This window comes from Nocardioides sp. Z40_12, assembly GCF_058215795.1.
The window spans coordinates 1-17,404 of the sequence record NZ_JBZAJA010000003.1 but is presented as its reverse complement, the minus strand read 5'-3'; the positions used below and the strand labels follow the sequence as shown (position 1 = coordinate 17,404).

Here is a 17,404-nt window from a genome sequence, read left to right as displayed (position 1 = left end):
TCATCAGACCTGCATCCGCATGATCTCGTTGAACGCCTCGAGCGCCTTGTTGCGCACCGCGACGGTCAGCTGGGTGGTGACCGCGGCCTCGGTGGCCGCGATCGTGTAGTCGTGCATGGCGGCCAGGTCACCGGTGGCGGCCTGGACGGCGAGCTTGTCGGCGCGGTCCTGGACACCCTCGAGCCGGTCGAGCCCGTCGAGGACCAGCTCGCCGAAGTCGGCCCCGGCGCCCTGCGGCCCCTGGGGGCCCTGCGCGCCGGCCGCGCCGGCGCCACCGGCGGCGCCGACACCGAGGTTCTGGGGGACGAACGGCGTGAAGCCGACGCTCTCGATGCCTGAGATGCTCATCAGCCACGTCCGATCTGGAGGGCGGCGTTGTAGGTGTCCTGGGCGTTCTTGGTGACCTGGACCGAGGCCTGGAAACCACGCTGGGCCATCACGAGCTGGGTCATCTGGCTGGCCATGTCCATGTCGGGCATGCGCACGTAGCCGTTCTCGTCGGCCAGGGGGTGCTCGGGGCTGTGGACCATCAGGCCCTCGGCCGCACCGAGCTCGAGGCCGCCGACCTCGACACCGCCGTCGGGCCTGGCGCGCGCCACCACCATCCGGGCCTGGAAGGCGTCCTCGTCGGTGCTGGCCGCGGTGTTGGCGTTGGCGATGTTGTGGGAGACCGAGTCGAGCCAGGTCTGGTGCATGCCCAGGCTGGAGCCGGCGATCCGGAGCAGGTCGAAGGCGCCCATCACTGCCCCATCGCCGCGGTGCGGACCAGGGAGAGACGGTCGTTGACCGCGCGGGTGAGCAGCTGGTACTGGAACTGCGACTGCATCGCGGCCAGCGACTCCTTGCGCAGGTCGACGTTGTTGCCGTTGACCCCGACCGGGGTGTCGGTCGGGGTGGCGGACACCGAGACCTGGGCGTCGCCCCGGGCCAGGCCGCCGTCGGCGATCGCGGCGCGCAGCGAGGCCTCGAACTCCACCGAGGTGGCGCGGAAGCCGGGGGTGTCGACGTTGGCGATGTTGTCGGCGATCACGCGCTGGCGCAGCGCGACCCCGTCCAGGGCAGCGCCGAGCGCGGACGACACAGCGTCGGTGACGGCGAAGGACGACAAGGCAGAGGCCTCTCTCGAGGGTTTGCCGGTCCTTCGGCGGGGGTGAGCGTTCCGTGCTCGAGGGTCAGTTCGGCCGGCGGCGGGGGGAGTTGAGGAGAAACGGCCCCGGCGGTCCACATCGGGACCTTCGGACCACCCGGACCACCCGGACTGACCATGCGGGTCTGGTCATCTCCGCCGGTCGGGTCGCGCTCAGCGCGCGACCAGGACCACCGAGAGCGCTCCGCGTCCGTAGCCGGCCACGTCGACCGCGACGTCGGTGCGCTGGCCCAGCGTCAGGGACCTGGCCAGCACGTCCTGCGGGACGTCGCCGCCCGCCGCGTGCACGGCGTGCAGGCGGAGGTGGTCGGAGTCGCCGGCGTGGAAGAGGTTGACGGCGACGTTGAGGACCTCGCGCAGGTTCTCCTCCAGCAGCGGGGGGAGCACGCTCCACTTGATCGCGTTCTCCGCGACGGTGCGCGGCACCAGTCCGATGGCCGCCCCGGCATAGGCCGAGAGCCGTACGTCGAGGACCAGGAGCGAGGAGACCCGCAGGTAGTCGTCGACGTAGACCGCGAACGTGGCCGGCGTGGCGGGCCCGGGCGCCAGCGGGGCCGCCATCGAGATCTCGACCTGTCGGCCGAGGAGGTCGGCGAGCAGGTCGCGGATCTCCTTGGGGGCGGGCAGGTGGACGGTCATGGGGCGGTGGGCAGGACCGCGGAGATCTGGTGGGCGAAGACCTCGGCGGTGAAGGGCTTGGCGATGAGGAACTGCGCGCCCGCCGCGACGGCGCGGACCCGCATGTCCTCGGTGCCCTCGGAGGTGACGAAGCCGAACGGCACCCGCGAGCCGGAGGCGCGGATGACCGCCAACGCGTCGATGCCGTTCATCTCGGGCATGTTCCAGTCCGAGAGGACGAGGTCGGGGCTGTGGGTGCGCACCAGCTCGACGGCCTGGCGGCCGTTCTCGGCCTCCACCACGTCGTGGCCGGCGAAGCCGGCCTGGCGCAGCGTCCGGATGACGATCTGGCGCATCACCCGGCTGTCGTCGGCGATGAGGATCTTCACCGGGCTCCCGCCCCCACGTGCTTGGTCGGGCGGCCGGCGTGCACGGTGATGGCCAGCGGCTCCTGGGCCCAGGTGCAGCCGAGCCGGACGACCTCCATGTGACCGGTCCCGCGGGCCAGCCGCCCCGCGGCGACCAGCGGCAGGGAGAGCCGGCACGGGCCGCGGACCAGGCTCTTGACGTTGCCGCCGATCATGTTGACCATCTCGCCGATCGCGTCGACCAGGTCGCCGTCGACCAGGTCCTCGGAGGTCGCGAGGCCGAGCATGCTGCGGGTCAGCTGCTGGGCGCCGGAGGTCGTCATCTCGAGGGCGACGACGCCGTTCCACTCGCCGCGCACGCTGACGCTGGCCGACCACTCGGGGGTGAAGTCGAGGCCGGTGCCGACGTACAGCGGGCCGTGCTCGTCAAGGAACGAGGCCCAGACCTCCTCGGTCAGCTTGCGGACGTCGGACGACCTGGGGCTGGCGGCCACCAGGGCCTGGTCACCGTTCATGGCCAGGATCATGTGAGGGCTCCGTCCTGGATGAGCCCGAGCAGCTCCAGCTTGTCGCGGATGGCGTCCGCAGTGAAGGGTTTGATGACGTACTCGTGGGCCCCGGCGGCCAGGGCCTTGACGATCTGGGCGTGCTCGCTCTCGGTGGTGACCATCATCAGCGTGATGTCGCGCCACTCCCGCACCTTGCGGACCTCGGAGACGAAGTCGTAGCCGTCCATCACCGGCATGTTCCAGTCGATCAGGCACAGGTCGGGGTGGAGGCCGACCTGGAGCAGGTCGAGGGCCTCGCGCCCGTTGGCGGCCTCGGTGGCGCCGAAGCCCAGCCCGTCCAGGATCCGGCGCAGGATCAGGCGCATCGCGCGGGAGTCGTCGATGATCAGAGCGTGCATGTCAGGATCCCGTCGCGGTGAGTCTCGAGCCGGCTGCCGCGGTGGCAGACGGGGCGGGCGGGGGAGCGAACTCCCCCGGAGCGGGCCGGTGCAGCTGCAGCCGCCCGCAGGTGTCGCGGACCCAGTCGTCGCCGAGGTCCATCGCGGTCTCCGAGGAGCCCAGCACCAGGTAGCCGCCGGGGGCGATCGTGGAACGCACCCGGCGCAGCACCTCGCGGCGCACGTCGAGGTCGAAGTAGATGAGGACGTTGCGCAGCAGCACCACGTCGAAGAGCGGCATCGGGGGCAGGTCCTGGACCAGGTTGACCACCGAGGGGCGGACCATCGCGCGCAGCTCGGGGACCACCTCCCACTCCGAGCCGGAGCGGGCGAAGTACTTGACCAGCGAGGTGGCCGGCAGGCCGCGGTTCATCTCCACCTGGCCGTAGCGGGCGTCGGCCACCCGCTCCACCATGGTGGGGGAGACGTCGGTGGCCCAGATCTCGGCCGTCCAGTCGTGGGGCAGGTGGTCCTTCAGCGTCATCGCGACGCTGTAGGGCTCCTGGCCGCTGGAGCAGGCCGCCGACCAGATCCTCAGGTGCCGGCCGGTCCGCTGCTGCACCAGCGCCGGGATGATGCCGGTGGCGAGGGCGCGGAAGGGGGTGTTGTCGCGGAACCAGGAGGTCTCGTTGATGGTGAGCGCGTCGACCACCCGGCCCTGCTCGACGACGTCGTGGCGCAGCCGGGCGACGTAGGCCTCCAGGCTGCAGCCGGCCCGGGCCGCGAGCGGCGCGAGCCGGGACTCCACCAGGTAGGCCTTCTCCGGGGGATACAGCATCGCCGTCTCACGACGCGCCAGGTCGGAGACGTAGGCGAAGGCCAGCGACGAGAGACTCACGTCCTCCCCATCGGTCGCGGGCCACCCGTCCTGAGGGAAAACGGGATCCGGTGCGCCTCACGTCGCGCCGATGCCTGCCGATAGGAGTCTCGTGATCAATGTTCTGGTCGTCGACGACTCGGCCGCTGTCCGCCGCATCGTGACCGCCGCCCTCGAGACCGATCCCGGGTTCGCGGTGGTGGGTCAGGCCGTCGACGGGCAGCACGCCCTGGAGCTGGCAGACGAGCTCTCGCCGGACGCCGTGGTGCTCGACATCGAGATGCCGGTGCTCGACGGGCTGGCCGCCCTGCGCCGGCTCCGTGCGGCCCACCCCCGGATGCCGGTGATCATGTTCAGCACGCTCACCGAGCGGGGCGCCATGAAGACCCTGGAGGCCCTCTCGCTGGGGGCCTCGGACTACGTCACCAAGCCGACCGGCAGCGACAGCCTGGCCGCCAGCGTCCGGGAGATCGCCGACCAGCTGGTCCCCAAGATCACCGCCCTGGTCGGGAGGGCACAGGCGACGGCCGTCGCCGAGCGGCCGCTCCCGCCGCAGCAGGTGCTGGCGACGGGGCCGATCACCCGGCCCGAGGTGCTGATGATCGGCAGCTCGACCGGGGGCCCCGACGCGCTCGCCGGCGTGCTGCGCGACCTGCCCTTCAACCTGCGCGTGCCGGTGGTGGTGGTCCAGCACATGCCGCCGGTCTTCACCGCCATGTTCGCCTCCCGGCTGGACAGGGTGAGTGCCCTGAGCGTCACCGAGGCCGTCGACGGCGAGCCGCTGCTGGCCGGCCACGTCTACGTGGCGCCCGGTGACCGCCACCTCTCGCTGCACCGCAGCGGTGAGCAGGTGCTGACCCGGATCGACGCCGGGCCGCCCGAGAACTTCTGCCGGCCGTCGGTCGACGTGCTCTTCCGCTCCGGTGCCCACGTGTTCGGCGAAGGTGCCCTCGGCGTGGTGCTCACCGGCATGGGGCACGACGGGACCGCCGGGTGCCGCGCGATCCAGGCCAACGGCGGCACCGTGCTGGTCCAGGACCAGGAGTCCTCGGTGGTCTGGGGGATGCCCGGTGCGGTGGTCTCGGCCGGCCTCGCGCACGAGCTGCTGGCTCTGGACAAGATCGCGGCCCGGGTCCTGGACGTCGTCCGGGGCTAGAGGGCTCGCCCGGGGCGGAGCGCCGCGGTCCCGCTCAGGCGGTGATGTCGAGGTAGGACGGCCCCGCCGGGCCTGGCGCCGTGGCGTCGCTGACCCGGTCGGTGAACTCGCGCTGGCGGGTCAGGTCGGCCAGCGACCTGCTCAGCTGCGCGCGGAGCTCACCCTGGCGGGCGAGGAGCTCCTCGGCCCGGGCCTCGAGGTGGTCGGGGACCGGGCCCAGCGAGGGCGCGTGCCAGGTCGGACGGGCGTGCCAGGACAGGAGCGCCTGAGTCGGGTCGGTGAGCAGCTGCTCGGTCCGACGGACGTCGTCCTCGAGGCGCTCGAGCTCGGCGACCCAGGCCGCCGAGATGACGCTGTTGGCCTGGTCGTGCGCCCGGTCGTGGGTGCTCATCAGCTGGCGGCCGCCTGCTGCAGGGCCGCCTCGCGCCAGGTGTCGCTGAGCTGCTCGGCCAACGTCAGCACGTGGCGGGTCGCGGCGACGTCGCGGCGGGTGTTGGCCCGCACCAGCTGGCCGAACATCCAGTCGTAGAGCGAGGCCAGGCGGGGTGCGCCCTCCCAGGCGTCGGTGCGCAGGGTGGAGCGCAGGTGCACCACGATGTCCTGGGCGTGCAGGAGCAGGGCGTGGGCCGCAAGATGGTCGCCGGCGTCCTGGGCCTCGGTGGCGCGGCGCAGGTCGAGGGTCAGCCGCTCGCACAGCATGACCACCAGCCGCTCGGGGCTGGCGGTGCTCACCGAGGCGCCGAGGTAGGCGGCGCGTGCGTCGTTGGGGACCATGACGATCATCACTTCCAGGAGGGGAGGCCGCTGATCTGGCCGGCCAGCCAGGTGGACTGGCTGTTCATCTGGCTCAGGGCGGTCTCGAGGGCGGAGAACTGGCGGGAGAGGGTGGCGCGACGCAGCTCGAGGCGGGTGTCCCACTGGTCGACGGAGTCGTTGAGGCGCTTGATGCCGGCCTGGCGGCCGGTGACGGAGGTGGAGAGGGTTCCGTCGTAGGGATCGCTGGCCTGCTTGGCGACGTCCTGGACACGGGCGGCGAAGCCGCCGGCGGTGGAGCCGAGGGCGACGGCGACCTGCTCGGGGTCGGCCTCGTAGGCCTTGGCCAGGGCCTGCTCGTCGAGGACGAGCTTGCCGTAGCGGTCGGTCTGGATGCCGAGTGAGGCGAGCGAGGCGCCGCCGCCGGGGTAGACCGAGTCGAGCAGGGCCGCTCGGATCGAGCGGACGGTGTTGTCCCCGGCGAGCAGCCCCTTGGGCGCGCCGCTGCCGCCGGAGGCGGTCAGCGAGTCGATCTCCTTGAGCAGGGCGTTGAGGTCGTCGACCAGCGACTTCACCGACGCGGTGACGGCGGTGGCGTCGCGGGCGACGGTGAGCTCGGCGACGGTGCCGGCGGTGGCCGGGGGAGCGAGGGTCACCGAGACGCCGGGCATCAGGTCGGCGAAGGTGTTCGTCGCCGAGGTCGCGGTGATGCCGCCGAGCGAGACCGCCGCGTCCTGGCCCGCCCGTGCCGTGGCGCCGCCGAGCAGGTCCGAGCCGTCGAGGTTGGTCAGCGTGAAGTCGGCGGCCTGGCCGGTGGTCGTCGACTCGACGAGCATCCGGTAGGAGCCGTCTGCGACGCGGACCGCGGTGGCGCGGACGCCGGTCTCGTTGGCCGGGTCGTTGAGCGCGGAGACGAGCCCCTGGAGGGTGCCGTCGGTCTCGAGCTCGAGCGGAGCCGTTGCGTCGAGCCGGTCGAGCCGGACGGTCGTGGACCCCGAGGTCACCGTGTCGGTGAGCGCGGCCGGGCTCGTGAAGGCCAGCTGGTGGGTGAGCGCGAGCCGCTCGACGGTGACGGAGAACGACGAGGCGGCCGTGGCGGAGGAGGCGGTGGCACTCACACCGGGGGCGGAGGAGGCGGCGCTCAGCGTGGACCAGGCGCCTGCCTTGCCGGTGTCGGCGGCCTTGGTCGCCAGCGCCGCGAGCCTGGTGTTGAGGCCTTGGAGCGCCTTGAGGGCGTTCTCCTCGGTGCGGACCCGGGTCTGGACGCGGGTCTTGCCGACGGTCTCCAGCTGCATGAGCTGGTCGACGATGCTGGCACCGTCGAAGCCTGAAAGTCCGGAAACGCTGGCCACGGGGTCCTCCTCTCAACCGCTTCTCGAGCGGGGTGACGATGAGACGGCGGCCGGCCGGGGCACCGCAGTGCCCGACCGACCGCCGTCAGCCATCAGCGGAGCAGGGAGAGGACGCCCTGCGGCGCCTGGTTCGCCTGCGCCAGCATCGCGGTGCCGGCCTGGGAGAGGATCTGCGAACGGGTGAAGTTCATCATCTCCTGCGCCATGTCGGTGTCGCGGATCCGGCTCTCGGCGGCCGAGAGGTTCTCCACGGTCACGTTGACGTTGTTGATGGTGTGCTCGAACCGGTTCTGGATGGCACCGAGCTCGGCCCGCTGGGTGGAGATCGCGGTGATCGCCGTCTGCACCGTGTCGCTGTCGGTGATCAGCGCGCCGCTCACGTCGATCGCCGCCAGGGCGGTGGCGGTGACCTCGATCACGTCGGCCTTGGCGTAGCCGACCTGGAACGACGCCGTGGTGTCGGCGAAGAGCGAGATCCCGTTGAACTTGGTCTGGGTCCCGATCCGCGCGATCTCGGTCGACAGCTGGGTGAACTCCGCCGACAGGTTGGCCTGCGACTCGGTGCTCTGGGTGCCGCTGGCGTGCTGCACCGCGAGGTCGTTCATCCGCTGCAGCATCGAGTGCACCTCGGTGAGCGCACCTTCCGCGGTCTGGACGAGCGAGATGCCGTCCTGGGCGTTGCGGGCGCCCATCTTGAGGCCGCCGATCTGCGAGCGCAGCCCCTCGGAGATCGCCAGGCCGGCGGCGTCGTCGCCGGCCCGGTTGATCCGGAAGCCCGACGACAGCTTCTCCAGCGACTTGGCCATGTCCCCCGAGGTGGTGGACAGGTTGCGGTAGGCCGACATTGCGTCGATGTTCTGGTTGATGCGAAGACTCATGATGGTTTCCTTCCTGGAATGGAGTCACGTGCTGGAGTCCGTCCGTGGACTCCGTTGGCGTTCTCATCGGCCCCCGTCGGACCGGCCTGAGGAATTGGCGGAAGTTTTTCCGCGCGTTCCCGACCCGGGGGCGCCCAGGCTCAGGCGGTGGCGTCCAGGACCGGACGCGCGGCGGGGCGGCGCAGTGTGGCGGCGTGCCGGGCGGAGACGGCGGCGAAGTAGGACTCGCGACGGCGGGCCGCGCAGCCCTCGGGCTTGGCGGCCGGCTTGACCAGGCCCGGCTCGAGCTCGCGGTGCAGCGCCTCGCGGAGCAGGCTGAGCGCCTCGGCCCGCAGCTGGGAGACGCGGGACTCGCTCACCCCGAGCTGCTCGGCGATCTCGGCCATCGGGCGCTCGTGGAGGAAGTAGTCGCTGACCACGACGCGCAGCCGCTCGGGGAGCTCGGCGACCGCCTCGATCATGTAGGTGAGGCGCTCCTTGTGCTCGAGCAGCTGCTCGGGGGTGGCGCCGTCGGCGGGCAGCATCTCGTCGAGGGCGTCCTCGGGGGCGCCCTGGAGGGAGAGCACCTGGGCCCGGGCGATGTCGTCGTCGTTGGCGACGACCTCGTCGAGGGTCATCCCCATGGCGCTGGCGACCTCGGCGCTGCTCGGGACGCGGCCGAGGGTGGCCGCCATCCGGTGGCGGGTCTCCTCCAGGTCGCGGGCCCGGCGGCGGACGGAGCGGGAGGCCCAGTCGACGCTGCGCAGCTCGTCGAGGAGCGCGCCTCGGATCCGGGTGGCGGCATAGCGGGCGAAGGGCACGCCGCGCTCGGCGTCGAAGGCGTGGGCGGCCTGGACCAGGGCGGCCAGTCCGGCCGACGTCAGGTCGTCGCGGGAGACGTGGGACGGCACCCGGCCCGCCATCTCGCGGACGATGTGCCCGACCAGCGGCATCGTCGCCGTGATCAGCTCCTCGGTGGCCTGCCCGGCCTTCTTCTCGTTCACATGGACGAGAGTCGTCCAGGGAAGCGCACCGTGTACCCACTATTGGGGAGCAACCCTCCGGGTGTGCAGGAATCAGGACGAAGGTCCCGACCGGGCATGGCCCGCGCCGGCTACCCGGGTGTAGGCACAGCGGTGCAGAGGTCCCGGAGACCGGGTGGGAAAAACGCTCAGGTCCCCCTGGGCGCCGCCGATGGGAGTCCTCGAGGAACTGCCCGTCCTCTCTCGTCCCACGCACCGAACGACATCGAAGCCCCACACACCGAGGCCCACCACACCGAAGGGAACCGCCATGGAGAAGCTCTCGCTCATCCTGTGGCGCGAGCGCGAGCTGCTGGAGACCCTGCTGTTCAAGCTGGAGGTCGAGCAGCTGGTGATGGCGACCGGCCGCACCAAGTGGCTCCTGCGCGCGGCCAAGGAGGTCGAGGCCGTCCTGGAGACGATCCGGCAGACCGAGGTGCTGCGCGCGGTGGCCGCCGACGAGGCCGCCGCCCAGGCGGGTCTCGCCCCCAACCCGAGCCTGCGGGCCCTGGTGGAGTCCGTGGCGGAGCCGTGGGCGTCGATCCTCTCCGACCACCGCGACGCCTTCGAGGCGATCACCCGCGAGGTCACCGCGATGGCCGAGGCCAACCGCGACCTCGTCACCGCCGGCATCCGCTCGGCGCGGGAGACCCTGCTGACCCTGGGGGAGGGGACCGAGGGATACAGCGCCGACGGCACCGCCGTCGCCGCCGGCTCCCGCCGTCCGCTCGTCGACCGGAGCCTGTGAGCCGGCCATGAGCGGGACCTTCGCCTCCTTCAACACCGCGCTCAGCGGCCTGCGCTACAACCGCGTCGTGATGGACACCGCGAGCGGCAACATCGCCAACGCGGCCACCCCCGGCTACACCCGCCGCCGGGTCGAGGGGGAGACGGTCGGCGCCCCGGCGCAGCCGGCCATGTGGTCGCGCTACGAGGGGGCCGGCGACGGCGTCCGGGTCGCGGACCTGCGCCGGATGACCGACCAGTTCCTCGACACCCGGGTGCGCCAGGAGCGCGCCACCCTCAGCTACCTCGACGTGCGCCGCACCACCCTGGAGCGGTTGGAGACCGGGGTCGCCGAGCCCGGGCCGAACGGTGTCTCCGCGGCGCTCGCCGACTTCCGCGCCAGCTGGCACGGCCTGTCCAACGCGCCCGGCTCCGACATCGCCCGCACCCAGGTGCTCTCCGAGGCGCAGGCAGTGGCCGACTCGATCCGCACCCAGGCGGCCAACGTCGCCCGGGAGACCGCGGACGCCCGCACCCGGCTCGACGGGGCGGTCACCGAGGTCAACGGTGCCGCGGTCGAGCTGGCCGAGCTCAACCGGCAGATCGCGCAGCACGGTGCGGCCGGGTTGGACGTCAACGCCCTGCTCGACCGTCGCGACCAGGTCGCCACCGGTCTCGCCGAGCTCACCGGGGGGACCGCCACCGAGCGGGCCGACGGCGGGCTCGACGTCAGCGTCGGCGGGGTCCTGCTCGTCTCCGGCCGTCAGGCCGGAACCCTGGTGGCCAGCGCGCCCGGCACCGTGCCGATCGCCTTCGAGATCCGCGGGATCGGACCGAGCACCCCGGTGCCGGGCGAGATCGGCGGGGAGGTGGGGGCCGGAGCCGACCTGCTCAGCGTCACGCTGCCCGCCTACGCGGCCGGGCTCGACGCCGTCGCCGCGCGGCTGTCCCAGGAGGTCAACGACGCCCAGGGCCGGGGATTCGACCGGTCCGGCGGCGTCGGCGGCCCGATCTTCGACTACGACCCGACCCAGGGGGCTGCGTCGCTCCGCCTCGTCTCCACCGACCCCGGTCGCCTCGCGGCCTCCTCCCAGTCCGGCGCGCTGCTCGGCGACGTCGCCGCGAGCCAGGGCATCGCCACCGAGGTCGAGTCCGACTACCGGCGCCTGATCAACGGGCTCGGCACCGCGGTCTCCTCCGCCGGCAGCCTGGTGGTCAACCAGGCCTCCCTGGTCGCCCAGGTCGACGGCCAGCGTGAGCAGCTCTCGGGGGTGAGCCTGGATGAGGAGATGGTCTCCCTGATGTCCGCCCAGCGCGGCTACGAGGCCGCCTCGCGGGTGATGAACGCCGTGGACGCCATGCTCGACACCCTCATCAACCGGACAGGACTGGTCGGCCGATGACCATCACACGGGTCACCCAGAACATGATGACCCAGCGTTCGCTGGAGCACCTGAACACCGGCCTCGCGCGCCTCGCCACGCTGCAGGACCAGGTCTCCTCGGGGAAGGCGATCTCCCGCCCGTCCGACAACCCGGCCGACACCACCACCGCGATGCGCCTGCGCGGCCAGCTCACCGAGGCGGTCCAGCACCGGCGCAACGCCGAGGACGGGCAGGGGTGGCTCGCCGAGGTCGACACCGTGCTGCAGTCGATGATCACCCAGACCCGCCACGCTCGCGAGATCGGGATCCAGGCCGCCAACCCCGGGGCCGTCAGCCCGAGCTCGCGCGAGGTGCTCGCCGCCGAGATCGAGCAGATCCGCGACTCGCTGGTCGCCCTGGCCAACACCAACCACCAGGACCGCCCGGTGATGGGCGGGGTCACCGCCGGCCGGCTCGCCTTCGAGCAGCTCGGCGACCAGATCACCTACGTCGGCGTCCCCGGCCAGGTCACCCGTACCGTCGCCGACGGGGTGAGCGTCCGCGTCGACCTCGACGCCCGCGCCACCCTGGGGCCGGACGGCGCCACGCTCTTCGACGACCTCACCGCGATGGCGGAGGCCGTGCGCACCGGGGACACCGCCGGGTTGCGCACCGGCCTCGACGCGCTGGCCGGCGACCTGGACCGGCTCGGTGTCGCCGTCATCGACGTGGGCAACCGGACCGTCGCCCTCGACCGTGCCGTGGAGGCCGCCGAGGAGCGCGAGTTCGCGCTCACCAAGTCGCTGGTCGGCGTCGAGAACGTCGACCTCCCGAAGGCGATCATGGACCTGCAGATGCAGCAGACGGCCTACCAGGCGGCGCTCGCGGCCACCAGCCATGTCATGCAGCCCAGCCTCATGGACTTCCTGCGATGACCGCGTCTGTCATGATCGGGCCGGAGAGCCGAGCAGTGCCGAACCGCCAGGAGGAACGGAGCGTCGTGGACGAGATCCCGGTGATCGAGCTGGTCAACCCCATGCCCGGCTTCCCCGAGCACCGCCGCTTCGCGCTGGTCCGTCTCGACGAGGACGGCACGCTCTGCGCCCTGCGCTCCGTGGAGGACCCCGACCTGCGCTTCCTGGTCACCAGCCCGTTGGGCTTCTTCCCCGACTACGCCCCGCTGGTCGAGGACGACCTGGTGGCGCAGCTCGGCATCACCGACCCCTCCGAGGTGCTGGTCCTGGTGGTGCTCACCGCCGGTCACACCCTGGCCGAGACGACCGCCAACCTGCTGGCGCCGATCCTGGTCAACACCGTCAGCCGGCAGGCCAGCCAGGTGATCCTGGACGACCCCGCCCTCTCGGTCGCCACGCCGCTCGTCGCCTGAGTCCTCCCGCGCGGTCGCCTCGCGTGCCGTAGGGTCCTCCCCATGCTGGTGCTGAGTCGTCGTACGGGGGAGAGCGTCGTCCTGGGCGACGACATCACCGTGACGATCCTCGAGGTCCGCGGCGACGTCGTCCGCGTGGGCATCGACGCGCCCCGCTCGGTCAAGGTTCACCGCGCCGAGCTGCTGGCCGAGCTCGCCTCCAGCAACCAGTCGGCCGCCTCGCCCCCCGAGGACGCCGTCGCCTCCCTCGCCGCGGCGATGCGCAAGCGCCAGGAGTGAGCCGCGACCCCGACTGATCGGGGCGTACCTCTCAGATCCGGTGCGGTGTGGCCGATGTGACCACCGAGGCACGGCGCAGCAGCGCGTTGCGCCCGGAGCGCCGGGGGGAGGGCACGTCGTGCACGACGATGCCGAGATCATCGCCGAGTTCCTCGTGGAGAGCCACGAGAACCTCGACCAGCTCGACCGCGACCTCGTCGAGCTCGAGCAGCACCCTGGGAACCCCGAACTGCTGGCCAGCATCTTCCGGACCATCCACACGATCAAGGGCACCAGCGGCTTCCTGGCCCTGCACCGGCTCGAGGCGCTGACCCACGTGGGGGAGAACCTGCTCGCCACCCTGCGCGACGGTGAGCGCACCATGACCACCGAGGTCACCGGTGTGCTGCTCACCATGGTCGACGCGGTACGCCGGCTGCTGGCCGCCGTCGAGGCGACCGGGTCCGACGTGGCCGGCGACGTCGACGTCGACTCCGTGGTGGTGGCGATCAAGACGGTGCTGGACCGCGACGCCGCTCCCGCTCCCGCTCCCGCCCCCGCTCCCGCGTCGGCCCCGGCTCTCGCGCCGACGCCGGCCCCGGCACCGGAGGTGGCGCCTGGCCCGGCCGAGCAGGCGCCCCCGCGCGCCGCCGACGAGACACCCGTGCCGGAGCTCGCGGCCCGCTCCGCGGTGGAGTCCACGGTCCGGGTCGACGTCGACCTCCTCGACAGCCTGGTCCAGCTCGTCGGCGAGCTGGTGCTGACCCGCAACCAGATCCTGCGCCGCACCGAGACCGAGCAGGACCTCGAGCTCGTCCGGGCCGCCCAGCGGCTCGACCAGGTCGCCAGCGAGCTGCAGGAGGGGGTGATGCGCACCCGCATGCAGCCCATCGCGCACGTCTGGTCGAAGATGCCGCGGGTGGTGCGCGACCTGGCCCACCAGCTCGAGCGCCAGGTGCAGCTGGACCTGGAGGGCCACGAGACCGAGCTCGACCGGTCGCTGCTGGAGGCGCTCAAGGACCCGCTGACCCACCTGGTCCGCAACGCGATCGACCACGGCATCGAGAGCCCGGCCGTCCGCCTGGCTGCCGGCAAGCCCGCCACCGGCCGGCTGCTGCTGCGCGCCCGGCACGAGAGCGGCCAGGTCGTGGTGGAGATCAGGGACGACGGCAAGGGCATCGACCCCGCCGTCATCGCGGCCGCGGCCGTGGCCCGCGGCGTGGCCACCCGCGAGGAGCTCGCCCGGATGGATCAGCGCGAGGTGCTCGGACTGGTCTTCGAGCCCGGCTTCTCCACCGCCTCGGTGGTCACCAACGTCTCCGGCCGTGGTGTCGGCATGGACGTGGTGCGCACCAACATCGAGCGGATCGGCGGCACCGTCGACGTGCACAGCGTCGTGGGGGAGGGCACCACCTGCCGGGTGCGCATCCCGTTGACGCTGGCGATCATCCCGGCGCTGCTGGTCCAGGAGGGCGCCGAGCGCTACGCGCTGCCCCAGGTCAACCTGGTCGAGCTGGTCCGGGTCGAGGGCCAGGCCCTCGCCGACGACGTCGACGTGGTGGCCGGCGCCCCGGTGCTGCGGCTGCGCGGCGAGCTGCTGGCGCTGCTCCCGCTCGGCCGGGCCCTCGGTGGCCCGGTCGGCGACGCCCTGCCCCTGGACCAGCGCGACGGGATCACCGTCGTGGTGGTCCAGGCCGACGGGATCCGCTACGGCCTGTGCGTCGAGGAGGTCCACGACACCCAGGAGATCGTGGTCAAGCCGCTGGGCCGCCAGCTGAAGACGCTGGGGATGTATGCCGGGGCCACCATCATGGGCGACGGCCGGGTGGCGCTGATCCTCGACGTGGCCGGGCTGGCCGGTGCCCACGGCATCGTCGCGGTCCCGGTCTCCAAGGTCGAGGTAGCCCTCCGGCGGCAGGCGACCACCCCGATGCTGGTGCTCGAGGTGGTGCCCGGTCGCCGCGCCGCGCTGCCCCTGCACGAGGTCTCCAGGCTCGAGGAGATCCAGGTCTCCCGGGTCGAGGGGGCCGGAGCCCTGGAGGCCGTGCAGTACCGGGACGGCATCCTGCCGCTGGTCCGGCTCTCCCAGCTGATCGGTCTGCCCCCCGCGCCGGCCCCGGCCGACGAGGCGGCGCCCGAGGACCGCACGACGCTCTCGGTCGTCGTCCACGAGGACGGCGAGCGGCGGGTGGGCCTGGTCATCGAGCGCGTGGTCGACGTCGTCGACACGGTGCTGCGCCGCAGCGAGGTGGGCCGCCGCGCCGGGGTCCTCGGCTCGGCGGTGATCGACGGCCGGGTGACCGACCTGCTCGACCTGGAGGCCGTCGTGACGGCGGCGGGGGCGGCGTGATGACGACGACGCCCGTGCTCCCGGCGACACCGTGGGTGCCCGCCGACGTGGCCACCCAGTACTGCACCTTCACCGCGGACGGCCTGCTCTTCGGGGTCCGGATCCAGCAGGTGCAGGAGGTGCTGCGCTTCCAGCCGCTGACCCCGGTGCCGCTGGCCCCGGCCCCGGTGCGCGGCCTGCTCAACCTGCGCGGCCAGATCGTGACGGCGCTCTGCCTGCGCCGCTGCCTGAACCAGCAGCTGCGCGACGCCGACCAGCTGCCTCTCAACGTCGTCGTCCGCTCCGGCGGTGAGGCGGTGAGCCTGCTGGTCGACGAGGTGGGCGACGTGGTCGACACCGCCGGGCTCGACCTGCTGCCGCCGCCGGCCAACCTGCCGGCCGACGTCCGCGACCTGCTGGAGGGCGTCGTCGCCCTGCCGGGCGCGATCCTGCTCGTCCTCGACGTCGACCGCACGGTCGGCGTACCGCTCGAGAGTCCTACCGGAGGAACCCCATGACCGACCTGATCGCCGCGCCGACCACCCCGGTCACCCCGACCGCCCTGGTGGAGTCGCAGGGGTGGCCCGCCCCCGGCGCCCCGGCGATCGTGCAGCACGTGCTCGACGGGTTCCCCGCCGCCGTCCTGCTCGCCGACTCCCACCAGCGGGTCGCCTACGTCAACGAGAAGGCGCTGGAGGACCTGCGTCCGCTGGCGGACTTCCTCCCGCTGCCCCTGGACCAGTGGGTCGGCGCCGACGTCAGGCCCCTCTTCGCCCTGCTCGGGGACGTCGGTCCCTTCGAGAGGGTCTGGGGCGACCCGTCGCTGCTGCCCTTCGAGACGCAGGTCGAGATCGGTGACGAGGTCGCCGACCTCAGCATCACCGGCGTCACCTCCGACGGCGAGTTCGGCGGGGTGATGCTCTCCTGGATCAAGAAGACCGCGCAGGTCCGCGAGCAGCGCAAGTTCGCCCGCGTCCACGCGATGCTGGAGAACTCCCCGACCAAGATGATGTTCGCCAACGCCGAGGGGATCATCACCTACCTCAACCCGGCCTCCCTGCGGGCTCTCGAGGGCCTCGTGGAGCACATGCTGGTGCGGCCCGAGGAGCTCATCGGCGTCCCGCTCGCGATGATCTACGAGGAGCAGGACACCCAGCGGGCCGGCCTGCTCGACCCCAAGGGCACCCTCGCGCGGGCCGAGGAGCAGCTGAGCAAGGTGCGGTCGACCATGCACCAGATCGGGCCGGAGACCCTCGACGGCACGATCAACGAGATGTTCGACGACGAGGGGCAGCGCCTCGGCTTCCTGCTCACCTGGGACATCGTCACCGAGAAGCTGCAGATCGAGCGCGACCGCGAGCAGGCGATGGCCGACACCGCCGCGATGAACCACGTCCTCGGACTGCTGGGGGCCGCCACCTCGGTCGAGGAGGCGATCCTGAAGACGCTGGAGGCGGTCCGCCAGGAGTTCCGCTGGGCCGCCGGGACCGCGTGGCGGGTGGATCCCGAGATCTCCCGGCTGCGGCTCGCGCACGTGGTCGGGCACATCCCCGACGAGATGCTGCGCACGTTCTCCGAGACGACGCTGGCCCGCGGCCAGGGGATGGCCGGCAAGATCTGGGCCAGCGGCGAGGTCCACAAGGAGATCGAGCGCGCCGACATCCCGGCCGGCATCCTCGCCGAGCGGCCCGAGCTGCCCACTCCTTCCGCGGTGGGCTTCGCGGTCCGGGCGGGGCGCGAGGTCGTCGCCACCATGGAGTTCTTCGCCGACGCGCCCATGGTCCTCAACGACCAGCGCCTCGGCACCCTGCGCAACATCAGCGACCTGGTCTCGCAGGCGGTGGCGCGGATCCAGCGCGACGAGGCGGACCGGGCCGTGGCCGCGGAGCTGGCGGGCAAGGTCGACCTGGTGCTCGAGGTGGTCCGCGCCGCCGGTGAGGGCGACCTGACCCGGCACATGCCGGTGACCGGTGACGACGCGATCGGTCAGCTGGCCCAGGGTCTGGGCGAGGTGCTGACGACGTTGCGTGGGTCGCTGGGTGACATCGGCGGGACGGCCGACTCGTTGGCGGTCGCGGCCGAGCAGCTCTCCTCGCTGTCTCAGGGCATGGGCGAGGGTGCGATCTTGACCTCGGAGCGGGCCGGGAGCGCCTCGGGTGCCTCGGTGCAGGTCTCGGCGTCGATCCAGACGGTGGCCACGGCGGCGGAGGAGATGACGGCCTCCATGCGGGAGATCGCGAAGAACGCGACGGAGGCGGCGACGGTGGCCACCACGGCGGTGGGGGTGGCGTCCTCGGCGCAGGG

General features: G+C 72.4%; 22 protein-coding genes. 9 read left to right on the top strand and 13 right to left on the bottom strand.

Features of this window, described 5'->3' with window-relative positions; translation table 11 throughout:
- Window positions 1-3 precede the first annotated feature (3 nt).
- From fliE to AC4BG9_RS06330, 8 genes are all read right to left on the bottom strand, one after another.
- Window positions 4-348 (bottom strand): flagellar hook-basal body complex protein FliE, encoded by a 345-nt coding sequence (gene fliE / locus AC4BG9_RS06365; protein WP_490570249.1) that lies wholly within the window; start codon window positions 346-348, stop codon window positions 4-6.
- Window positions 348-740, bottom strand: coding sequence for a flagellar basal body rod protein FlgC (locus AC4BG9_RS06360; protein WP_490570248.1), 393 nt, complete (start codon window positions 738-740; stop codon window positions 348-350). Before AC4BG9_RS06360 ends, fliE begins: the two co-directional genes overlap by 1 nt.
- Entirely contained in the window at window positions 740-1,108 is a 369-nt protein-coding gene (flgB, locus tag AC4BG9_RS06355) for a flagellar basal body rod protein FlgB (protein WP_490570247.1), read from the bottom strand. Before flgB ends, AC4BG9_RS06360 begins: the two co-directional genes overlap by 1 nt.
- Before the next feature lie 192 nt (window positions 1,109-1,300).
- Window positions 1,301-1,786, bottom strand: a complete 486-nt coding sequence (locus AC4BG9_RS06350) for a hypothetical protein (RefSeq protein WP_490570246.1) — start codon at window positions 1,784-1,786, stop codon at window positions 1,301-1,303.
- Window positions 1,783-2,154, bottom strand: a complete 372-nt coding sequence (locus tag AC4BG9_RS06345; RefSeq protein WP_490570245.1) for a response regulator — start codon at window positions 2,152-2,154, stop codon at window positions 1,783-1,785. Before AC4BG9_RS06345 ends, AC4BG9_RS06350 begins: the two co-directional genes overlap by 4 nt.
- Entirely contained in the window at window positions 2,151-2,648 is a 498-nt protein-coding gene (locus AC4BG9_RS06340; protein ID WP_490570244.1) for a chemotaxis protein CheX, read from the bottom strand. The genes AC4BG9_RS06345 and AC4BG9_RS06340 overlap by 4 nt, the downstream gene beginning before the upstream one ends.
- An 8-nt stretch (window positions 2,649-2,656) precedes the next feature.
- Entirely contained in the window at window positions 2,657-3,040 is a 384-nt protein-coding gene (locus AC4BG9_RS06335; protein ID WP_490570243.1) for a response regulator, read from the bottom strand.
- A 1-nt stretch (window position 3,041) separates the two neighbouring features.
- Entirely contained in the window at window positions 3,042-3,917 is an 876-nt protein-coding gene (locus AC4BG9_RS06330) for a CheR family methyltransferase (protein ID WP_490570242.1), read from the bottom strand.
- 91 nt (window positions 3,918-4,008) lie between these two features.
- Here AC4BG9_RS06330 and AC4BG9_RS06325 point away from each other — a divergent pair, with 91 nt between their 5' ends.
- Window positions 4,009-5,052: a protein-glutamate methylesterase/protein-glutamine glutaminase gene (locus AC4BG9_RS06325; RefSeq protein WP_490570241.1), complete on the top strand. Its 1,044-nt coding sequence runs from the start codon at window positions 4,009-4,011 to the stop codon at window positions 5,050-5,052.
- Between the two features lie 34 nt (window positions 5,053-5,086).
- Here the strand turns inward: AC4BG9_RS06325 and AC4BG9_RS06320 are convergent, their stop codons facing one another.
- From AC4BG9_RS06320 to AC4BG9_RS06300, 5 genes are all read right to left on the bottom strand, one after another.
- Window positions 5,087-5,443 carry a hypothetical protein gene (locus AC4BG9_RS06320; protein WP_490570240.1) on the bottom strand — a complete coding sequence of 119 codons (357 nt, stop codon included), beginning with the start codon at window positions 5,441-5,443 and terminating at the stop codon, window positions 5,087-5,089.
- Window positions 5,443-5,826, bottom strand: coding sequence for a flagellar export chaperone FliS (fliS, locus tag AC4BG9_RS06315; protein ID WP_490570239.1), 384 nt, complete (start codon window positions 5,824-5,826; stop codon window positions 5,443-5,445). The genes AC4BG9_RS06320 and fliS overlap by 1 nt, the downstream gene beginning before the upstream one ends.
- An 8-nt stretch (window positions 5,827-5,834) precedes the next feature.
- The gene (fliD, locus tag AC4BG9_RS06310) at window positions 5,835-7,157 is read right to left on the bottom strand and encodes a flagellar filament capping protein FliD (RefSeq protein WP_490570238.1); all 1,323 of its coding nucleotides are present in this window, start codon (window positions 7,155-7,157) and stop codon (window positions 5,835-5,837) included.
- 92 nt (window positions 7,158-7,249) lie between these two features.
- Window positions 7,250-8,035 carry a flagellin N-terminal helical domain-containing protein gene (locus tag AC4BG9_RS06305; RefSeq protein WP_490570237.1) on the bottom strand — a complete coding sequence of 262 codons (786 nt, stop codon included), beginning with the start codon at window positions 8,033-8,035 and terminating at the stop codon, window positions 7,250-7,252.
- Between the two features lie 140 nt (window positions 8,036-8,175).
- A complete protein-coding gene (locus tag AC4BG9_RS06300) occupies window positions 8,176-9,018 on the bottom strand; it encodes a sigma-70 family RNA polymerase sigma factor (RefSeq protein ID WP_490570236.1) in 843 nt (280 codons plus the stop codon).
- A 289-nt stretch (window positions 9,019-9,307) separates the two neighbouring features.
- Here AC4BG9_RS06300 and AC4BG9_RS06295 point away from each other — a divergent pair, with 289 nt between their 5' ends.
- From AC4BG9_RS06295 to AC4BG9_RS06260, 8 genes are all read left to right on the top strand, one after another.
- Window positions 9,308-9,784 (top strand): flagellar protein FlgN, encoded by a 477-nt coding sequence (locus AC4BG9_RS06295; protein WP_490570235.1) that lies wholly within the window; start codon window positions 9,308-9,310, stop codon window positions 9,782-9,784.
- 7 nt (window positions 9,785-9,791) lie between these two features.
- Window positions 9,792-11,165 (top strand): flagellar hook-associated protein FlgK, encoded by a 1,374-nt coding sequence (flgK, locus tag AC4BG9_RS06290; RefSeq protein WP_490570234.1) that lies wholly within the window; start codon window positions 9,792-9,794, stop codon window positions 11,163-11,165.
- Window positions 11,162-12,061 carry a flagellar hook-associated protein FlgL gene (gene flgL, locus AC4BG9_RS06285; RefSeq protein ID WP_490570233.1) on the top strand — a complete coding sequence of 300 codons (900 nt, stop codon included), beginning with the start codon at window positions 11,162-11,164 and terminating at the stop codon, window positions 12,059-12,061. The genes flgK and flgL overlap by 4 nt, the downstream gene beginning before the upstream one ends.
- Complete coding sequence (gene fliW, locus AC4BG9_RS06280; protein WP_490570232.1) at window positions 12,058-12,513, top strand: flagellar assembly protein FliW; 456 nt, start codon at window positions 12,058-12,060, stop codon at window positions 12,511-12,513. Before flgL ends, fliW begins: the two co-directional genes overlap by 4 nt.
- A gap of 42 nt (window positions 12,514-12,555) precedes the next feature.
- Window positions 12,556-12,792: a carbon storage regulator CsrA gene (csrA, locus tag AC4BG9_RS06275; protein WP_489964484.1), complete on the top strand. Its 237-nt coding sequence runs from the start codon at window positions 12,556-12,558 to the stop codon at window positions 12,790-12,792.
- Between the two features lie 118 nt (window positions 12,793-12,910).
- A complete protein-coding gene (locus AC4BG9_RS06270; protein WP_490570231.1) occupies window positions 12,911-15,121 on the top strand; it encodes a chemotaxis protein CheW in 2,211 nt (736 codons plus the stop codon).
- Complete coding sequence (locus AC4BG9_RS06265) at window positions 15,121-15,618, top strand: chemotaxis protein CheW (RefSeq protein WP_490570230.1); 498 nt, start codon at window positions 15,121-15,123, stop codon at window positions 15,616-15,618. The genes AC4BG9_RS06270 and AC4BG9_RS06265 overlap by 1 nt, the downstream gene beginning before the upstream one ends.
- Window positions 15,615-17,404 (top strand): methyl-accepting chemotaxis protein (locus tag AC4BG9_RS06260; RefSeq protein ID WP_490570229.1); only part of this gene is annotated, 1,790 nt, incomplete at its 3' end. The genes AC4BG9_RS06265 and AC4BG9_RS06260, both read left to right, overlap by 4 nt.

Bases quoted from the DNA above. Each gene is read 5' to 3' on its own strand.
- AC4BG9_RS06320 (WP_490570240.1), bottom strand. From the start codon at position 5,443: ATGAGCACCCACGACCGGGCGCACGACCAGGCCAACAGCGTCATCTCG.
- flgK (WP_490570234.1), top strand. From the start codon at position 9,792: ATGAGCGGGACCTTCGCCTCCTTCAACACCGCGCTCAGCGGCCTGCGC.
- fliS (WP_490570239.1), bottom strand. From the start codon at position 5,826: ATGGTCCCCAACGACGCACGCGCCGCCTACCTCGGCGCCTCGGTGAGC.
- AC4BG9_RS06340 (WP_490570244.1), bottom strand. From the start codon at position 2,648: ATGAACGGTGACCAGGCCCTGGTGGCCGCCAGCCCCAGGTCGTCCGAC.
- AC4BG9_RS06305 (WP_490570237.1), bottom strand. From the start codon at position 8,035: ATGAGTCTTCGCATCAACCAGAACATCGACGCAATGTCGGCCTACCGC.
- csrA (WP_489964484.1), top strand. From the start codon at position 12,556: ATGCTGGTGCTGAGTCGTCGTACGGGGGAGAGCGTCGTCCTGGGCGAC.
- AC4BG9_RS06350 (WP_490570246.1), bottom strand. From the start codon at position 1,786: ATGACCGTCCACCTGCCCGCCCCCAAGGAGATCCGCGACCTGCTCGCC.
- AC4BG9_RS06360 (WP_490570248.1), bottom strand. From the start codon at position 740: ATGGGCGCCTTCGACCTGCTCCGGATCGCCGGCTCCAGCCTGGGCATG.
- AC4BG9_RS06335 (WP_490570243.1), bottom strand. From the start codon at position 3,040: ATGCACGCTCTGATCATCGACGACTCCCGCGCGATGCGCCTGATCCTG.
- flgL (WP_490570233.1), top strand. From the start codon at position 11,162: ATGACCATCACACGGGTCACCCAGAACATGATGACCCAGCGTTCGCTG.
- AC4BG9_RS06295 (WP_490570235.1), top strand. From the start codon at position 9,308: ATGGAGAAGCTCTCGCTCATCCTGTGGCGCGAGCGCGAGCTGCTGGAG.
- fliW (WP_490570232.1), top strand. From the start codon at position 12,058: ATGACCGCGTCTGTCATGATCGGGCCGGAGAGCCGAGCAGTGCCGAAC.
- AC4BG9_RS06265 (WP_490570230.1), top strand. From the start codon at position 15,121: ATGACGACGACGCCCGTGCTCCCGGCGACACCGTGGGTGCCCGCCGAC.
- fliE (WP_490570249.1), bottom strand. From the start codon at position 348: ATGAGCATCTCAGGCATCGAGAGCGTCGGCTTCACGCCGTTCGTCCCC.